This window comes from Paenarthrobacter sp. NPDC056912, assembly GCF_042786555.1.
Lineage (GTDB): Bacteria > Actinomycetota > Actinomycetes > Actinomycetales > Micrococcaceae > Arthrobacter.
Genome location: NZ_JBHUCD010000024.1, coordinates 45325 through 62560, shown reverse-complemented (window position 1 = coordinate 62560; position 17236 = coordinate 45325). Strand labels below are relative to the sequence as shown.

17 protein-coding genes are annotated in these 17236 nt (G+C 63.8%); 8 read left to right on the top strand and 9 right to left on the bottom strand.

All coding sequences use genetic code 11. The features are described from left to right. Positions 1 to 100: 100 nt before the first annotated feature. On the bottom strand, positions 101 to 775 hold the full coding sequence (locus ACFRJ9_RS21015) for a LuxR C-terminal-related transcriptional regulator (RefSeq protein WP_377672074.1): 675 nt from the start codon (positions 773 to 775) through the stop codon (positions 101 to 103). Further along, positions 772 to 2253, bottom strand: a complete 1482-nt coding sequence (locus ACFRJ9_RS21010) for a PspC domain-containing protein (protein ID WP_377672071.1) — start codon at positions 2251 to 2253, stop codon at positions 772 to 774. The genes ACFRJ9_RS21015 and ACFRJ9_RS21010 overlap by 4 nt, the downstream gene beginning before the upstream one ends. A 125-nt stretch (positions 2254 to 2378) precedes the next feature. On the opposite strand from ACFRJ9_RS21010, the gene ACFRJ9_RS21005 reads away from it, so the two are divergent. The 5 genes from ACFRJ9_RS21005 to ACFRJ9_RS20985 all read left to right on the top strand — a co-directional run bounded on the left by ACFRJ9_RS21005 (position 2379) and on the right by ACFRJ9_RS20985 (position 6613). Further along, a complete protein-coding gene (locus ACFRJ9_RS21005; protein ID WP_377672069.1) occupies positions 2379 to 3938 on the top strand; it encodes a PspC domain-containing protein in 1560 nt (519 codons plus the stop codon). A 2-nt stretch (positions 3939 to 3940) separates the two neighbouring features. Beyond that, a complete protein-coding gene (locus tag ACFRJ9_RS21000) occupies positions 3941 to 4345 on the top strand; it encodes a hypothetical protein (RefSeq protein ID WP_377672066.1) in 405 nt (134 codons plus the stop codon). A gap of 31 nt (positions 4346 to 4376) precedes the next feature. Next, on the top strand, positions 4377 to 4625 hold the full coding sequence (locus tag ACFRJ9_RS20995; protein ID WP_377672063.1) for a PspC domain-containing protein: 249 nt from the start codon (positions 4377 to 4379) through the stop codon (positions 4623 to 4625). A gap of 203 nt (positions 4626 to 4828) precedes the next feature. Further along, positions 4829 to 5854, top strand: coding sequence for an ATP-dependent 6-phosphofructokinase (locus ACFRJ9_RS20990; protein WP_377672061.1), 1026 nt, complete (start codon positions 4829 to 4831; stop codon positions 5852 to 5854). Positions 5855 to 5863: 9 nt separating this feature from the next. Then, positions 5864 to 6613, top strand: coding sequence for a GNAT family N-acetyltransferase (locus tag ACFRJ9_RS20985; RefSeq protein WP_377672059.1), 750 nt, complete (start codon positions 5864 to 5866; stop codon positions 6611 to 6613). 10 nt (positions 6614 to 6623) lie between these two features. Here the strand turns inward: ACFRJ9_RS20985 and ACFRJ9_RS20980 are convergent, their stop codons facing one another. The 7 genes from ACFRJ9_RS20980 to ACFRJ9_RS20950 all read right to left on the bottom strand — a co-directional run bounded on the left by ACFRJ9_RS20980 (position 6624) and on the right by ACFRJ9_RS20950 (position 12685). Continuing rightward, positions 6624 to 8159: a DHA2 family efflux MFS transporter permease subunit gene (locus tag ACFRJ9_RS20980; protein WP_377672056.1), complete on the bottom strand. Its 1536-nt coding sequence runs from the start codon at positions 8157 to 8159 to the stop codon at positions 6624 to 6626. Beyond that, on the bottom strand, positions 8143 to 8772 hold the full coding sequence (locus ACFRJ9_RS20975; RefSeq protein WP_377672053.1) for a PadR family transcriptional regulator: 630 nt from the start codon (positions 8770 to 8772) through the stop codon (positions 8143 to 8145). The genes ACFRJ9_RS20980 and ACFRJ9_RS20975 overlap by 17 nt, the downstream gene beginning before the upstream one ends. 114 nt (positions 8773 to 8886) lie before the next feature. Further along, positions 8887 to 9306: an ankyrin repeat domain-containing protein gene (locus ACFRJ9_RS20970; protein WP_377672051.1), complete on the bottom strand. Its 420-nt coding sequence runs from the start codon at positions 9304 to 9306 to the stop codon at positions 8887 to 8889. Next, complete coding sequence (locus ACFRJ9_RS20965; RefSeq protein ID WP_377672049.1) at positions 9303 to 10388, bottom strand: YgfZ/GcvT domain-containing protein; 1086 nt, start codon at positions 10386 to 10388, stop codon at positions 9303 to 9305. Before ACFRJ9_RS20965 ends, ACFRJ9_RS20970 begins: the two co-directional genes overlap by 4 nt. A gap of 22 nt (positions 10389 to 10410) precedes the next feature. Then, complete coding sequence (locus ACFRJ9_RS20960) at positions 10411 to 11133, bottom strand: flavodoxin family protein (RefSeq protein WP_377672046.1); 723 nt, start codon at positions 11131 to 11133, stop codon at positions 10411 to 10413. A gap of 51 nt (positions 11134 to 11184) precedes the next feature. Then, positions 11185 to 11784: an FABP family protein gene (locus tag ACFRJ9_RS20955; RefSeq protein WP_377672043.1), complete on the bottom strand. Its 600-nt coding sequence runs from the start codon at positions 11782 to 11784 to the stop codon at positions 11185 to 11187. 166 nt (positions 11785 to 11950) lie between these two features. Next, positions 11951 to 12685 (bottom strand): permease, encoded by a 735-nt coding sequence (locus ACFRJ9_RS20950; protein WP_377672042.1) that lies wholly within the window; start codon positions 12683 to 12685, stop codon positions 11951 to 11953. A 263-nt stretch (positions 12686 to 12948) separates the two neighbouring features. On the opposite strand from ACFRJ9_RS20950, the gene ACFRJ9_RS20945 reads away from it, so the two are divergent. The 3 genes from ACFRJ9_RS20945 (at position 12949) to ACFRJ9_RS20935 (ending at position 17228) form a co-directional block, all read left to right on the top strand. After that, the gene (locus tag ACFRJ9_RS20945) at positions 12949 to 13647 is read left to right on the top strand and encodes a winged-helix domain-containing protein (RefSeq protein WP_377672040.1); all 699 of its coding nucleotides are present in this window, start codon (positions 12949 to 12951) and stop codon (positions 13645 to 13647) included. 256 nt (positions 13648 to 13903) lie between these two features. Then, positions 13904 to 14875 carry a mycothiol synthase gene (gene mshD, locus ACFRJ9_RS20940; protein WP_377672038.1) on the top strand — a complete coding sequence of 324 codons (972 nt, stop codon included), beginning with the start codon at positions 13904 to 13906 and terminating at the stop codon, positions 14873 to 14875. A 103-nt stretch (positions 14876 to 14978) separates the two neighbouring features. Continuing rightward, positions 14979 to 17228 carry an RNA degradosome polyphosphate kinase gene (locus ACFRJ9_RS20935; RefSeq protein ID WP_377672036.1) on the top strand — a complete coding sequence of 750 codons (2250 nt, stop codon included), beginning with the start codon at positions 14979 to 14981 and terminating at the stop codon, positions 17226 to 17228. Positions 17229 to 17236: the final 8 nt, after the last annotated feature.

Sequence of the window (17236 nt, the reverse complement as noted above, 5' to 3'; positions counted from 1 at the left end):
CGCGAAACGCTCTTCCACGTGCAGGTGGGAGAGCGTTTTCGTTTAAGTGTCGGGAAGTGAGAGAGCGTCCGGCTCAAGCCCGCGGGAAGTGAGAGAGGGGTCAGAGGAGGCGGCGCTCGGCAGCCCACTTGGTGAGTTCGTGGCGGCTGGAAAGTTGGAGCTTCCGGAGGACTGCCGAGACGTGCGTTTCCACGGTCTTGATGGAGATGAACAACTCCTTGGCAACTTCCTTGTAGCTGTACCCGCGGGCGATGAGCCGCATGACTTCCAATTCGCGGGCCGAGAGCCGGTCCAACTCGTCGTCGGCGATGTCCGCCGGGGCCGTGCCGAAGGCGTCCAGCACGAATCCGGCAAGACGCGGGGAGAACACGGCGTCGCCGTCGGCTACGCGGATGACAGCGTCAGAGATCTCCGCTCCGGAGATTGTCTTGGTGACGTAGCCGCGGGCACCGGCTCTGATCACCGAGACCACGTCCTCGGCGGCGTCGGACACGCTAAGTGCCAGGAAGCTCGTCGAGCCCAGAAGCGCAGCCGACCCGGCGATGACTTCACGGCCACCGCCGCCCAGACCCCCGGGAAGGTGGACGTCCAGGAGCACCACTTCCGGTCCGGTTTCAGCGATGACCGCGATGGCCTGCTCCACTGTTCCGGCCTCACCCACAACATCCATGCGTTCGTCGAGGTCCGCTTTGAGGCCGGAGCGGAAGATCGTGTGGTCATCCACGATCACGACTCGAACTTTGCGTCCCTCTCCGGTGCCAGCGCCATTGTTCATTGCTTCGTTTCTCCATTCCGCACTTCGCTGGTGCGCACGTCAGTGTTGTCCACGCTCAAGGACGGAAGGGCCAAACGGACTTCCGTTCCGTCGCTGCTGCTGTTGATGACTGCGGTGCCGCCGTGGCGCTTCATCCGGCCGATAATCGACTCCTTGACGCCCAGCCGGTCATCGGGGACGGCGTCGAGGTCAAAGCCCGGGCCCCGGTCCTTGATGAAGACCTCCGTGCTGCCGGCGGTGCTCTCAAGATACACAGAGACAGTCCCGCCGCCATGCCGGGCCGCGTTGAGCATGGCTTCCCTTGCCGCTTGGACCAGGGCTTCATGCCGGTCCGTCATGTCCGTATCGCCCACGGTCACCACCTCGACGGCGTGGCCGTGTGCGTCCTCGACCTCGGCGGCCACCGACTTAATGCGCTCTGCCAGCAGGCCCGCTTCCTTGGCCGCATCACTGAAGAGCCAGGAACGGAGTTCGCGCTCCTGTGCCCTCGCCAGCCGGACAACGTCCTGTTCGGAGCCCGCCCTCCGCTGGATGAGTGCCAACGTCTGCAGCACGGAGTCATGCAGGTGTGCGGCGATCTCGGCGCGTTCGGTCTCGCGTACGCGGCCCGCGCGCTCGGTTTCCAGGTCCTTCCAAAACTTCAGCCCCCATGGCAGCAAGACCAGGGCCACGCCGCCCAAGACGGCAACCGAGGCCAGCAGTGCCAGCCAGGTCTGTTCCCAGGACCCCGAACCGGACACCATCACCAGGACACCGGCAACCACCAAGGCCAGCCCGGCAGCGAGCCGGACCCAACCACCGGCTTGGTCGGCTTTGGTCTTATCCACCAGGCCGGCCCTGCGGGTCTCATCCAGCTGCATCCAGGCAATCGCTGCTCCGCCCAGGATGGCAGCGGCGGGAATCAGGGTCCCCAACGGAACGTCCACGCCGAACTGGCGCGCGATCAGGATGGCAGCCACCAAAAGCAGTCCCGCACCGAGCAGGATTTCCTTGCCGTACTGGATCCGCCGGAAAGTAAACCAGGAGGCCAACGCACTTGATTGCCAGGAGTCCGAATCCGTGCCCCGCGTGGCGCCGGGCGATTCGCTCGTAGCACCAGTCGTCCGGCCCGCTGTCGAGGCACGGGCCGCTGAGGCGTTTGCCACCGGCGGTCCGCCGAACGCCGCCGGCGCGGGTCCGGCGTCGTACGCTGTTGACGTCCCGGCGGCACCCGGGACGGGCGGCAGGCTCACGGCAGGAGCAATGGGCGACGCCGGCCGGCGGGCATTGCGCTTGGCGCTTTCATCGGCAGTGGGAACCATGGTCCACAGCCACGCATAGAACGCAACGCCGGCCCCGCCCGCGAAACAGGCCAGGATCATGCCCAGCCGGACATACTTGACCGGCCACCCCAAATGATCGGCCAATCCGCTGCAGACGCCCGCGATCATGCGGTCGCTGCTGCGGACCAGCGTGGGGCGTTGTACAGCGGTTGTCATGTATCAATCCAAACATGGATCAGGGTGCCCCGGACCGGAAACCGGCGTTGTTCGGGGGTCTCTCAGGGATCATTCAGGGTATCCCCCAGTAGAGCGCAGGGCAGCCCGGACGGCAGGATCGAAGTATGAACGCGAACAGCATGAACCCAGAGGAACCCGGAACGCCAGGCAACGCCGGCGCAACCGGCTCCAGTGCCACCAACGGCGCCTCCCAAGGTGCCACGAGCGGCGCTGCTTCCGGCGCCTCCGCTGGTGCCGCTTCCGGGACGCCCGGGGAACCGGCAGCCGGTGCCCCCGCGGGCCCCGGTCCCGCCACCGGCAGCTACCAGCCCTCCGGCGAGGCACCAGCAGCGCCCCAGCAGAACTTCTTCGACTGGATCCGCAACCAAGGCATCCGGCGCGGACCGGACCGGTGGATCGGCGGCGTGTCCAGCGGCGTGGCCCACCGGTTCGGCATTGACCCGCTGATCGTCCGCGGCATCTTCATCGTCCTGGCGCTCTTCGCCGGCGTCGGCGTTCTGCTGTACGGCTTGGCGTGGGCCCTGCTGCCCGAACCCGACGGCCGCATCCACGTCCAGGAGGCCGCGGCCGGAAGATGGTCCGGCGGCATGACCGGGGCCTTGATCACCACCATCATCGGGCTCCCGAGCCTGGGCCGCGGATTCTGGGGTTGGGGCTGGAACGGCCTGCCGGGGCTCTTCTGGACTCTGTTCTGGATGGGCGGCGTCTTCTACCTCATCTACTTCCTTGTCCAACGCAACAAGGCTTCGAAGGATGCACGGCCCATGAACCAGCAGAACTACGCGGCCGCAACAGCACCGGGGACCACCACATACGGGACCACCACCTACGGAGTCCCCGCGCCGTCCGGCACCAATGCCGGCGTGCCCGTCTACGGTGCGGGCCAACCCGGAACCAAGCACCAGGGAAGGCCCAACCCTTCCGGCGGCCATGGCTACGGCCCGTCCGGGCCCTTCACCCCATCGGGGCCACGGCCGCCGTACGGTCCCACTCCCCCGCAAGGCGGGTACCCGAAGCCCGCCGCACCCAAGCGCAAAGGGCCGGGATCGGCAATCGTCGCGGTTTCGGCCGGTGCTGCGCTGCTCGTCGGCGGGACATTGAAGGCTCTCGACGCCGGGAACGTCATTGAGTTGGGCAACTCAGCCAACGCCGTGGTCTGGGCTACGGGAGCAGCAGTACTTGGCTTGGGCATTCTGGTAGCGGGCCTCCGAGGGCGGACGTCAGGGTTCCTCAGCTTCCTTGCCGTAGTGGCTTTGATCATTGGAGGAATCTTCAACGTCATTCCCCGAAATGGTGACCGCTTCACGTTCCACGACGTCACGTGGACACCCACCAGCCTGGAACAGGCACGGCAGGGCGTCGATGTCACTGGAGCCAAAGGCGTAGTGGACTTGAGCGAACTGACCCTGACACCGCCGCTGGTCTCCGAAGTCCTGATTCCGGTAGATGCCACTGCCAGCAACGTCACCGTCATCATCCCGGACGACGTTCCTGTGGAAGTCCGGGCCGATATGACCTTCGGCAACCTCAACGAACGCGGCAATGACCGCGGCGGCCGGCTCCAGGACGACCGCACCATGTACAACACCCAAAAACCCGGAGCCAACCTCGTGGTGGAGATCGACGGCACGTTCAGCAACGTGACCATCCAGGAAGGAAACTGACCATGAACACCAACGAGCCAGACGACGCACGCCAGGCCGGCAGCGACACGACTCCGTTGCCGCAGGAAACCCGTCCCACGGAATCATTGCCCAAGACCGTTCGTCCCACGGAACCGCTGCCGACACCGCGGCTCCAGCAGATCCCGCTCACGCCGCCATTGGAGCCAAGCTTCACGGTGGAACACACCGACGACGACGAACCCCGGCCGGCCCGGATCGGCACCGTCGTGTGGGGCCTGATCGTGGTGGCCCTCGCAGCACTGATCGTCATCTCCACTCTCGGCTGGGTTGCCCTGGACGGAACGTACGTGCTGATCGGCCTCATGATCGGTGCGGGAGCGGCCCTGGTGGTCGGCGGACTGTTGGCGGCCCGCAAGGGTTCCCGCAAACCGACCACAACAAAGTGACAAAGCAAGCACAACAGGGAAGTCTGTAGCCATGGACAAGTTCTTCAGCATCGTCAGGGGCTTCGGCCTTAAGCGTGGACCCCAGCGCTGGCTGGGCGGTATCTGCGGAGGAATCGCCGCAAAGCTCAAGGTGGATGTGGCCTATGTCCGCGTCGCGTTCCTGCTCTTCTGCCTGCTGCCCGGACCGGCATTCGTGGTCTACATCCTGGGCTGGCTCCTCTTGCCGGACCAGAACAACAAGATCGCGCTCGAGTCCTTCATCAGCCAGCGCTCCCGCTAGCGCCGGACCCCGGCTCGACAACCCAACGAAGCGCCCCGCCTGATGCAGGCGGGGCGCTTCGGCTGTTTTCGGCCAGGTTTCCACTACCGCACAGCCGGGTCGAAAAGTAACCGTTTGTGTCCCACCCCACATCGCCGTCTACAATCGTTGGGAGCTCAGCGTGGCGCTCTGCACGTATTCCTCCAAGCCATGAGTGAGCAAACATGAAAATTGGCATTCTTACCAGCGGTGGCGACTGCCCCGGCCTCAACGCAGTGATCCGGGGAGCAGTCCTCAAGGGCATCGCCATCCACGGGCAGGAATTTGTGGGCTTCCGCGACGGATGGCGCGGTGTTGTTGAAGGTGATGTCATCGACATCCCCCGCACCATGGTCCGCGGCATCGCCAAGCAAGGTGGCACCATCCTGGGCACCTCGCGCACCAACCCGTTCGAAAACGGCGGCGGTCCGGATGTCATCAAGGCCCACATGGAACGCTTGGGCATCGACGCCATCATTGCCATCGGCGGCGAAGGCACCCTCGCAGCGGCGAAGCGACTTACGGACGCTGGATTGAAGATCGTCGGCGTCCCCAAGACCGTGGACAACGACCTCGACGCCACTGATTACACCTTCGGCTTCGACACCGCCGTGCAGATCGCGACCGAAGCCATCGACCGCCTCCGCACCACGGGCGAGTCACACCACCGCTGCATGATCGCCGAAGTCATGGGGCGCCACGTGGGCTGGATCGCCTTGCACGCCGGCATGGCCGCCGGCGCCCACGCCATCCTGATCCCGGAGCAGAAGGTCAGCATCGAAGAGATCACCGAATGGGTCAAGGAAGCCCACGACCGCGGCCGCGCGCCGCTGGTGGTAGTGGCCGAGGGCTTTGTTCCGGACCACATGGAATCCCCACACTCGGAGCGTGGACTGGACACCTTCGGCCGCCCGCGCCTGGGTGGCATCGCAGACCAGTTGGCCCCTGAAATCGAAGCCCGAACGGGCATCGAAACCCGTGCCACGATCCTCGGCCACATCCAGCGCGGAGGCGTGCCCACGGCCTATGACCGTGTCCTCGCAACGCGCCTGGGCATGGCAGCCATCGACTCCGTGGTGGACGGCCGCTGGGGCACCATGGTGGCCCTGAAGGGTACGGATATTTCCCACGTGGGCTTCGAGGAGGCGCTGGGCAAGCTCAAGACCGTGCCGCAGCACCGTTACGACGAAGCGTCGGTACTGTTCGGCTAGGCTGAAACCATGACTCTTGAGCCCACGTCCGCTGCCATCATCCAGCTGGCGTGGGCTCGCCATTTGGGGCTCGACGACGACGCTTTCGCCCACGCAGCAGCCGGCCTCGCCACAGTTGCGGCGGACCCGGGCGGCCCTCCAAACCGCATCACCCGCGTGGACGAATCCGCGCGGGCTTTGGTCTTCCTCCGGCTGTTTGGGGTGTCGGCCCTTGTGGGTCCGCAATGGGCACTCGACGCGGCCGCAGGTGTCCCGGATACCGAGCTGGCCCAGCATGTAACGCTTCTTACGCTGACCCGTTCCCATGGCGGACACGGGCTGGGATCCTCGGCATTGTTCTTCGCTGACGACCTGCCGCTCCAACAACCGTCCGAAGAGCTCACGGTGTCCCGCGGAAACCCGGAAGCCATCAGCCTCGAAGGACTATGCCCTCCAGACGACGTCAATGAGGTGGGCCTGCAAGGCCTCGAGCACCGCTTCACCATCATGCATCCCGAAGAGGAACAACCCACCCCCGTGGCCTGCGGAGCCTACTCCGAGTGGGAGGGCATCCTCGCCAACATGGGGGTCCTGGTGGCTCCGCCGTGGCGCAAGCGCGGTTTGGGAAAGCTCGCCGCTTCCATCGCCGCACACGAAGCCCTGGCAGCCGGCCTGACCCTCCAGTGGAAGGCCGATGTCAGCAACACAGGTGCACTCGCGATGGCCCGCAGCCTTGGCTTCGCCACGGGCGGGCTCCACGCGAGCGTCCTGCTCGGCTGAGCAGTACCGACTACTTTCGGGCTGCATCCTGAGTTGCGGCCTCCGGCAGCGGCGCCTCCGAAGATGCGTTGCTTTCGCCCCAACCGCTCACCGACTTCGGCTTGCCGAAGAACAGTGCAACGATTGCGCCCAGCAGAATCGCGCAGGCAGGCAAAATAATGGACTGGCTCATGGCCGTCGAGAACCCTGCGTGCAGTGCTTCCGGCAAGACTCCGCTCATGGACGCTTCTCCCACGGGTGCTCCGGCGGGCGCTGCCGGCAGTTCCGCTGCCAACCGTGACTGGATGAGTGCGGCGATGGCCGCGGAGCCAAGGACAGCACCGATCTGGCGGGTGGTGTTGAAGACACCCGAACCCGCACCTGCCTGGCGCGGTTCAAGGTTGCGGGTGGTCGCGTTCGATACCGGTCCCCAGATAAACGCGTTCGCAATACCTTGCAGGGCGCTCGGCAACAGGAACATCCAGATGGGAGTGTCCGGACCCAGCAAGGCTGCAGTCCAGAACAACGCTCCGGCCATGCAGACCAGACCGAAGGACGCAAAGTACCGCGGGTTGGCTCGATCGATGAGCTTGCCTACGAACGGAGCAAGGGCACCTGAAATGACTGCCATGGGGATCATCAGCAGTGCTGACTGCGTCGGTGTCAGGCCGCGCACGGTCTGGTAGTAGAAAATCGTCGGCAGCGGGAAGGCGGTCACCGTGAAGCCGACGGCCATGATGGTGGTGTTGCCCAGAGAGAAATTCCGGTCCTTGAAGAGCCCCAGTGGAAGCAGCGGTTCCCCGCCGCGGCGCTCCAGCAGCCACTGCCAAACCACGAAGAGAACCAGGACGACGAGTCCGGTGATGATCAGGCCCCACACGGTGATCACTCCATTGACGGTCCCCCACTTGTACGTTTGGCCTTCCTGGATCCCGAAGACCAGCAGGAACATGCCGACGGCGGACAGCACCACGCCAACGATGTCGAAGGTATGGCTGTGCGTGGTCAGCTTCGGTACAAAGCGGGTCACCAGGATGAACGCCACGATGCCGATGGGGACGTTGACGAAGAAGATCCACTCCCAGCCCAGGCTGTCCACCAGGACACCGCCAAGGATCGGCCCCACAAGGACGGCCATGCCGGCCGTTGCGCCCCACAGCCCCATGGCGGCACCTCGGCGGTCCGGCGGGAAGATGCGGGTGATAACGGCCATGGTCTGGGGCGTCATCATGGCGGCACCCAGGCCTTGGACGGCCCGGGCGGCAATCAACATGGTGACGTCACCGGACAGGCCGCACCACAATGAGGCCAGCGTGAAGACCACAAGACCGATCAGGTACAGGTTCTTGGGACCGAAGCGGTCACCCAGCCTGCCGGTGATGAGCAGCGGCACTGCGTAGGCCAGCAAGTAGGCGCTGGTGACCCAGATGACGGCGTTGATGTCCGTGTTCAGGCCCTCCATGATCCGCGGATTCGCGACCGACACGATGGTGGTGTCGATAAGGATCATGAAGAAGCCGACGACGAGTGACCACAGCGCGGGCCATGGCTTAGCTACGTTTTCCAAGGGATTCCTTTGGCGTGTGTGGGAGTTCGGGTGGAGTTGGCCGGGGTTCATCCCAGGGCAGATGCCCAGTGCCCAACTCCTGAAGGAGATCGCGGATCCACGCGATCTCAGTGCGGCGCATGGCCTGTTGGTATGTGATGTCAATCCAGAACTTGCGTTCCAGGCTTTTCGCCGTCACCGCGGCCTCGGCACGGATCAGGAAGTCGAGATCGGCCACCAGGGCCACCACCCGTTGTTCCAGAAGATCCATCACCACGCCCCTGGGAAGGTGGTGTGCCTCGGCGATGGCGTGCGGAAACTGGGGATACTCGTTGACGGGCGTGGACAGCATGGCTTGGAGCCGCGCATCAAGGGCCTCATGACCGGCGTCGGTGATCCGGTAGGTGGTGCGCTCGGGACGGTTTCCTTCACGCTCCGTGCCCGTGGCCTCCACGAGCCCGTTTTCCTCGAGCCGGCCCATGGCGTGGTAGAGCGTTCCGGGCCGGACTTTGACCAAGCGGTCCTCGTGGCGGGCCATGAGGAGTTGGTACATCTCGTAAGGATGCATGGGCTCTTCAGCCAGCAACGCCAAGGATGCGACACCCAACGGCGTCAACTCAACGGCCTTGGCCACAACCATCCCCTTCCACGAGTCATATATTCCACCACAACTATTCCACGTGGAATATATAGATGCAAGAAAAGCCCGGCCGCCACAGCGACCGGGCTCCCCTGAACCAACCGGCTTCTAGCCCAGAAGGGCCAAAATCTCGTTCCTGGCGAACATGGTGGCTGCCTCACGCGCACTGGGAGTTCCGGCGTCGGGATCTGCTCCCGCATCCAGCAGCACCCTGGCCACTCCCGTGTATCCCTTGAAAACCGCACCCGCGAGCGGCGTCTGGCCACGGTCGTTCGCGGCGTTGGCGTCCGCGCCATGGTGCAGGATCAACTGAACTGCTTCTTCGTGCCCGTGATAAGCCGCCAGCATCAGGAGGGAGTCTCCGGCGGCATTGGTCAAGGTGGCGGGGGCCCCGGCAGCCAAGTAGCCGCGCAGCAGGTCAGTGTCCCCTTCGCGGGCGGCATCAAACAAGGCGTGGGCCAGCGCCAGTGTTTCTTCGTCGGCGCCCGGGCCTGGGCTGGAGGCCTCGGGGGAGGTAGGTTGGCTCATCGATGGGGTCCCTTCAGGAATCCGGTCTGGCGCCCGACTACCTGGCCGGCGTCGGGGGCGACGATCACTTCCTGGGCAGCGATGTAGGCTTCCTCGCCATCCATCACCGTCAGGGTTTCCTCCGCCGAAACGGAACGCTTGACCACGGCCAGAGCCACGGGTCCCATTTCGAAGTGCTGCGCCACCGATGTCAGATTACCCACCTTGCGTTCTCCGGCAAATACAACACTGCCAACCGCTGGGAGGGTATGCTGCGAACCATCCAACTGGAGGAAGACGAGGCGCCGCGGCGGGTGACCCAGATTGTGGACGCGGGCAATGGTCTCCTGGCCCTTGTAGCAGCCCTTGTTCAAGTGGACCGAGGTGCGCAGGAGATCCAGTTCGTGGGGAATCGTCTTCTCGTCGGTCTCGGCGCCAAGCCGGGGACGCCAGGCTGCGATGCGCAGGGCATCTGCGGCCATTGCGCCCGCGAGCGGCAGGCCGTCCACGCTGCTTTCAAGCTCCGAGGCAGGGACCAGGTACTCGAACCACGGCCGTTCCAGCCCCGGATGCGACTCTTCGGACACGATGCTGTACGCATAGCCGCCAGCGCCAACATGCGGCCAGGGATCCTCCCAGACCAAGCTGGAGGACAACTGCTCCACCGGCTTGGTGGCGCCCACCACGGCCCACTTCTCAGACGCATCCTCGATCTCGACGCGCAGCATGAACTTCATCCTGTTCAACCACTCAGCCAAGGGAGCAGCCTCGGCCGCCTCAACGATCAGCCAAGTGGTTTCACCGTCGTCAATGACCCTGGCATCAAACTCGATGCGGCCCTGGACGCTGAGCAGCAGCAATTCGCTGGAAACACCGGGCTGCAGGTTGGTGAGCTGTTGTGAGGAGAGCGTATTGAGCCAGCTGAGGCGGTCGGGTCCGGAAACTGTCACCACTCCCCTGTAGGAGAGGTCGACGACGGCGGTACCGGCGGCGAGGGCGCGCTGCTCCCGCAGCGGCTCGCCATAGTGGGCCGCGACGCCGGCATCAAGGCCGGTGTCCTCGACTGCGCCAGGGCGCGACAACAGAGGGCTCGTGTAAGTCATATGTAGTAGAAGTCCTTACGGCTTAGCGGTATTCCGGATTTTCGAAATCAAAACGGGTGCCCGCTTTCCATTCCTCCGGCAGGTTGCCAAAAGCGGGGATGCCGCCGGCATCCCTCAAGAGCTTGGCCATATGCAACAGGTTCCATGACATGAAGGTCGTGTTCCTGTTAGTAAAATCACTCTCCGGGCCACCGGAACCCTCGTCCAGATAGCTCGGTCCGGGTCCCACCGGACCAATCCACCCGGCGTCGGCCTGCGGTGGGATGGTGAAGCCGATGTGCTGGAGGCTGTACAGCACATTCATGGAACAGTGCTTGATGCCGTCTTCGTTGCCGGTGATGAGGCAGCCGCCCACCTTGGGATAGAACGCCCACTGCCCGTTGCTGTTCAGCTCCCCGGAATGCGCATACAGCCGCTCGATGAGCTTCTTGGTCTGGGACGAGTTGTCACCGAGCCAGATAGGACCGGCAACCACCACGATGTCGGCCTCGCGGACGTGCGGATAGATCTCCGGCCAGGCGTCCGTTGCCCACCCATGCTCTCGCATGTCCGGGTACACACCGCTGGCGATGTCGTGGTCAACGGTCCGGATCAGGCGTGTGGTGACGCCCTGCTTTTCCATGATGTCGCGGCTGATCCGGATCAGGCCGTCCGTGTTGCTGGGCTGAGGCGATGGCTTAAGGGTGCCGTTGAAAAAGACGGCCTTGAGGCCCTCGTAGCCTCCCGGCTTGAGGTTGTTGTTCACTATCTGCTCCTTCTGCTGGTTGCGTGCGGAACGAAAAAGTGAGGCCTCGTGTCAGGAAACCCTGTGGAGGAAAGCCGAGGCGTGTGCTTCGAGTGCCTTGCCGCTGGCGGCGACATCCCAACGCCAGAGGAGGTTCCCGTCAACCAGACCGAAAATCCGGGTGGCAGCCGTGTACTCCTTGGAGTGGCTGCCCCGCATCACCATGTCGGTGCTCAGCTGGATCTGGGGTCCCTTGATCTGGCCGTAGTAGAGCTCGGTAATGCCGCCGGGGTGCGCGATGGACACGGAGATGTCGAAGCCGCCGTCTTCGTTACGGCGTTCTTCCACGTCATCGGCGGTCTTGAGCACCGGGACGATGTCGGCCGGGATAAGCCCGGGACCGCCGTCGCCTTCCTGGAGCTTCCGCTCCAATGCCCAGAACCCGTTCTCGACCGTCAACGGACGCAGTTTCGCGCCGGCTTCGTCGCTCAGCCAGGTCTCGGCCCTGTACTGCAGGTACGGAAGACCGTTATGGGTGAAGGAGGCGTGCTGAACGAAATGTTCCGAATCCTCGTCCCCGCTGCCAAGCCGTCCGCGGCCTTCCCACTCACCAATGAGCCAGGAAAGCGGGACGAGTTCAGGCGTCAGGTCTGTTGGTATCTCAATAGGCACAACGACTACCTCGGTTGGACTGCAGGACCAGAAGGCTTACTTCTGGCCCTGGAAGAGGCGGTAAACGACAAAACCTGCGAACCATGCCATGGCAACACTTGCCAGGCCAAGGAGGACGAGGAAGAAGATTTCAAATGCGAGTACAGACATGATGCCATCCTAACCGTTAGTAGATCAGTAGTTTGTCGATGAAGTACGCCAAGGCTCCCACAGCCCATACGGGGGCCACACCCATTCCCACCGCAGCTGGAAGGTTAAGGCGCCCCCGCCGCAGAGTGGTCATGCGTCGGAAAGAGACCAAAACGGAACCGACAACGACGCCCACCAATGCCGCGGGAAGCACTGCGATATCCGAAAATACCAGGCCTGCCAACGGTCCCATAAGCCCTGCCATCACCACGCCAAGGGGCGCCACAATCCTGTCGGGCCAGCGGATGATCCCCACAAGCAGGGCAACCGCCGCGCTCAGCCCGGCTACCAGGACCATTTCCTTGACGCCGTTGAACCGGGCGCTGGCGATCCAGCCGGCACCGAGGCAATTCAGCAGCACACCGGCACAGCATCCGAGAGTTGATTCCAGGCGCTGGGCTTGCCCGGTACCCCGGACCAACTGGACGATGAATACCGACATCACGCCCAAAGCTACGAAAGCGGGCGTTCCGTCAAGGAATCCCGGGGCCGGCAGGTAGGCGGCAGTCACTGCCGAACCGGCACCGGCCAATCCAATGACCGACGCCAACGTCTTCTTGGCTGGAACGCCAAGGAAATGGGGCCAGCCGATCCCTACGGCTGCGGACGCCGCGATGCCCACGCCCACCATGGCTTCACGGGAAATGAAGGTGCTGGCAACGATGACCGCGAGCGCCACGAGTCCGAATACCCCGATGCTCCAAGACTTCACTGTGTGCCCGACCTCAATCCGATGCGCCTTACGACCTCTCGACAATCCTGCCTTAAGCCGGCCCAATATGTCGTAATTCCGGCGTCAGCCCGTCACGAATCCATGTGTCGCAGGGCACTGATGGGTATACTCAGACTTCAACGACGCACTGTGTCCGCCTTCATCCCGTTACAACGGGCAGGGGCAGCCGCTGCGCTGTGACCGACCGGTGAGACTCCGGTTTCGACGCCCGATGATGCGCGTAAAAGCCCATTGGAGGAACTATGTCGCACATCCTGCTCCTGACGAACAGCACCGGCTCTTCGGTGGACATTCTGCCTGCCTTGGAGCTGCTGAACCACCGCGTGCACATCCTCCCGGCAGAACCCACCGCCCTGCTCGAAACGGATCCCACGGACATCGTGTTCCTGGATGCCCGCAAGGACTTGGTGGGTGCCCGTTCGCTGACGCAACTCCTGAAGGCAACCGGACTGAGCGCTCCCCTGATGCTGATCCTCACGGAAGGCGGCATGGCTGCCGTGTCCTCCGCGTGGGCAGTGGACGACATCGTGCTGGACTCGGCCGGACCCGCGGAAGTGGAAGCCCGCATCAGGCTTGCCATGGCGCGGGCTGTACCGGGCGAAGAGGAAACCCAGACGGAAATCCGGGCCGCCGGCGTCGTCATTGACGAAGCGAGCTACACCGCGCGGGTCAGCGGCCAGCCCCTGAACCTGACGTTCAAGGAGTTTGAACTACTGAAGTATTTGGCACAGCATCCGGGCCGCGTGTTCACCCGCCAGCAGCTGCTCACCGAGGTTTGGGGCTACGACTACTACGGAGGCACACGCACCGTAGACGTCCACATCCGGCGGCTTAGGGCCAAGCTCGGCGTAGACCACGAAAACCTGATCAGCACGGTCCGCAACGTCGGTTACCGGCTCACTCTCGTCCGGTTGCCGGACGACGAACTCACGGAAGCCTGAGCGGCAGGCCCTTACGACAAAGCAAAGAAGAGGCCAGGATCCCCATGGATCCTGGCCTCTTCTTCATTTCCTGGTGGAGGACATACGGGTCGAACGTATCGAGGCCACCCCACTGGTGGATCCCCCCTGCGCTGACTTGTGCGGACGAGCCGCTGAGCCGAACGAGATACCGAGACTACCGCTGAACTGCGCAGACATCAAATCCGACAGCGCCGGGCTTGGGTGACCGCTTGCACGGGACGTATAGCCTTGCATCATGAGTCACGCGCATCCGGAAAACTGGCCCGTACTGATGATCACTGGCGCTTTGGACCCAGAACTCCTCAAGGACTTCAAGACCCTCGCCGCCGCTGCTGAGGAATCCGATGGGAATCCTCCGCTCTCGGAACAGACCATGGTGATGCTGCGCGGCGCAGACGCCGGTGACCATTCCGTCCTGTCGTTCGCTCTTTATGCTCCAGACGAGGACTCGGATCCTGCCACCGGAGAAGACCTGGCGGGGATCGCCGTCGTGGTTGAAGCGCCCGACGCAACCGGCGTGCTGGAACTCGCCGTCCACCCCAGTTACCGCAACCAAGGCGTGGCCAGCCGGTTGCTGGGTGCCCTTCAGGGCAAGCGGAGCCTTGGCGGTTTGAGTGCCTGGTCGCACGGCAACCACGAGGCCGCGGCGGAGTTGGCGACACGCTTCGGCTACGCGCCGGTCCGGGAACTGTGGAAGATGCGGCTCATGTCTTCGGCCTCCGCGCTGCCCGACGCCGGGCTCCCGGACGGAGTCTCGATCCGCACGTTCGCACCGGGCCGGGATGAGCAGGCCTGGCTGGCGGCCAACCGATCGGCTTTTTCACACCACCCTGAACAGGGTTCGATGACGCTGGCGGACCTCGAAGCGCGCAAGGCAGAAGACTGGTTCGATCCAGAGGGCTTCCTCCTGGCCGTCAATGCCGACGGTGAGTTGCTTGGATTCCACTGGACCAAGGTCCATCCGAAGCAAGGAGCACACCCGGCCATCGGCGAGGTCTACGTTGTAGGCGTAACCCCTGCCGCGCAAGGCCTGGGCTTGGGAAAGGCATTGACGGTTGCGGGGATAAGGCATTTGCAGGACAAGGGCCTGCATGCAGTCATGCTCTACGTGGATGCCGACAACCAGGCCGCCGTGGCCCTTTACCAGAAGCTCGGCTTCGTCCGCTGGGACACCGATGTGATGTATGGACCTTTAACAGAAAATTAACCTTGGCAGATCCTCCGACGGAAAGCCGGGGACATCTTGGATTCGGGCGTCGCAATTGCTTGTAATGTGGGAGGAAACCCAGTCCTGAGCTTAGGAGAGCCCCATGCAGCCGGACCCCGTCGGCACCGCCGGATCCACTTCGAAGGGAGCAACGCTTCCTCCACGCTTCGGCTCGTCGGAAGTGCCGGCCTCGCGAGCCACCCAGGACCGCATCGACATCCCTGAATTCGCGCCCAGCCTTGAACCCGAAGGCGACATTTCACCGGACCGTTTCCTGGACCGCGAACTCAGCTGGCTGGCTTTCAACTCCCGCGTGCTCGAGCTCGCTGAGGACCCTGACCTTTTCCTCCTGGAGCGCGTGAACTTCCTCTCGATCTTCGCGTCCAACCTGGACGAGTTCTTCATGGTCCGCGTAGCCGGCCTGAAGCGGCGCATCGCCACTGGGCTTGCCGTGCCGTCCCCCGCGGGCCTGAGCCCCATCGAGGTGCTGGAACAGATCGGCGACGAGGCCCACAAGCTGCAGGAACGCCACGCACGGGTCTTCGCCGAGCAGATCCGCCCGGCCCTGGCCTACGAACACATCCACATCATGCACTGGCACGAACTCGATGAGGACGCCCGCCACCGGATCAGCATCATGTTCCAGGAAAAGGTCTTCCCCATCCTGACGCCGCTGGCCGTGGATCCGGCACACCCGTTCCCCTATATCTCGGGCCTGTCCTTGAACCTCGCGGTGATCGTCAGCAATCCGATCAGCGATAAGGAACTCTTCGCCCGCGTGAAGGTTCCGGACCAGCTCCCCCGCCTTATCTCGGTGGACGGACCCCGCGCAGGCGCCATCCCCGGCCGCGTAGCCCGGTTCATCGCCTTGGAAGAAGTCATTGCCGTCCACTTGGACAAGCTGTTCCCCGGCATGGAAGTACTGGAGCACCACACCTTCCGTGTCACCCGCAATGAGGACCTGGAAGTAGAAGAGGACGACGCCGAGAACCTCCTGCAGGCCCTGGAGAAGGAACTGCTGCGCCGCCGGTTCGGCCCTCCCGTTCGCTTGGAAGTCACCACTGACATCAACCCGAACATCAAGGCACTCCTCATCCGGGAGCTTGGGGTCGAAGAGTCCGAGGTCTACTCCGTACCGGCGCCCCTGGACCTCCGGGGATTGTCGGCGATCAGCGGGATTGATCGCGCCGATCTCCACTACCCCAAGCATGTGCCGCACACCTCGCGGTACCTCAACGAGTCCGAGACGTCCAAGGCCGCGAATGTCTTCGCAGCCATGCGGCGCCGGGACATCCTGCTCCACCACCCCTACGATTCGTTCTCCACTTCCGTCCAGGCATTCCTGGAGCAGGCAGCAGCGGACCCCAAAGTGCAGGCCATCAAGCAGACCCTGTACCGGACGTCCGGCGACTCCCCCATCGTGGATGCATTGATCGATGCCGCAGAGGCAGGCAAGCAGGTGCTGGCCCTCGTCGAGATCAAGGCCCGCTTCGACGAGCAGGCCAACATTTCCTGGGCACGCAAGCTGGAACAGGCCGGCGTGCACGTGGTGTACGGCATCGTGGGCCTGAAGACGCACTGCAAGCTGTCCTTGGTGGTCCGCCAGGAAGTGGATGGCCTTCGCCGCTACTGCCACATCGGCACCGGCAACTACCACCCGCGCACTGCACGCTACTACGAGGACCTTGGCTTGCTCACGGCCAACGAGCAGGTGGGCGAAGACCTGTCCAAGCTGTTCAACCAGCTCTCCGGCTATGCACCAAAGTCCACGTTCAAGCGGCTGCTGGTGGCCCCGCGCTCTGTGCGTGCAGGCTTGGTGGACAGAATCGAAACGGAAATCCGCAATGCCCGCGCCGGCGTGCCGGGGCGTGTGCAGATCAAGGTCAACTCCATGGTTGACGAAGCCATCATCGACGCCCTTTACCGTGCTTCGCAGGCAGGCGTGAAGGTTGACGTCGTGGTCCGCGGCATCTGCTCCCTCCGGCCAGGCGTGCCGGGACTCAGTGAGAACATCACCGTCCGCTCCATCCTGGGCCGCTTCCTGGAACACTCACGCGTCTTCGCTTTTGCCAACGGCGGGGAGCCGGTGGTGTACATCGGCTCCGCAGACATGATGCACCGCAACCTGGACCGGCGCGTGGAAGCCCTGGTGCAGTTGGCCAGCAAGGAAGATACCGCAACGGTCATGGACCTGATGCGCCGGTACGTGGACGATGGAACGGCGAGCTGGCACCTGGACAACCAAGGCCACTGGACACGTCACCACTTGGACGACGACGGCAAGCCACTGCTGGATATGCAGTCCTGGCTCTTGGAGTCACGCTCACGTCAGCGTGCATCGGCCCGGCGGTAAAGGAACCA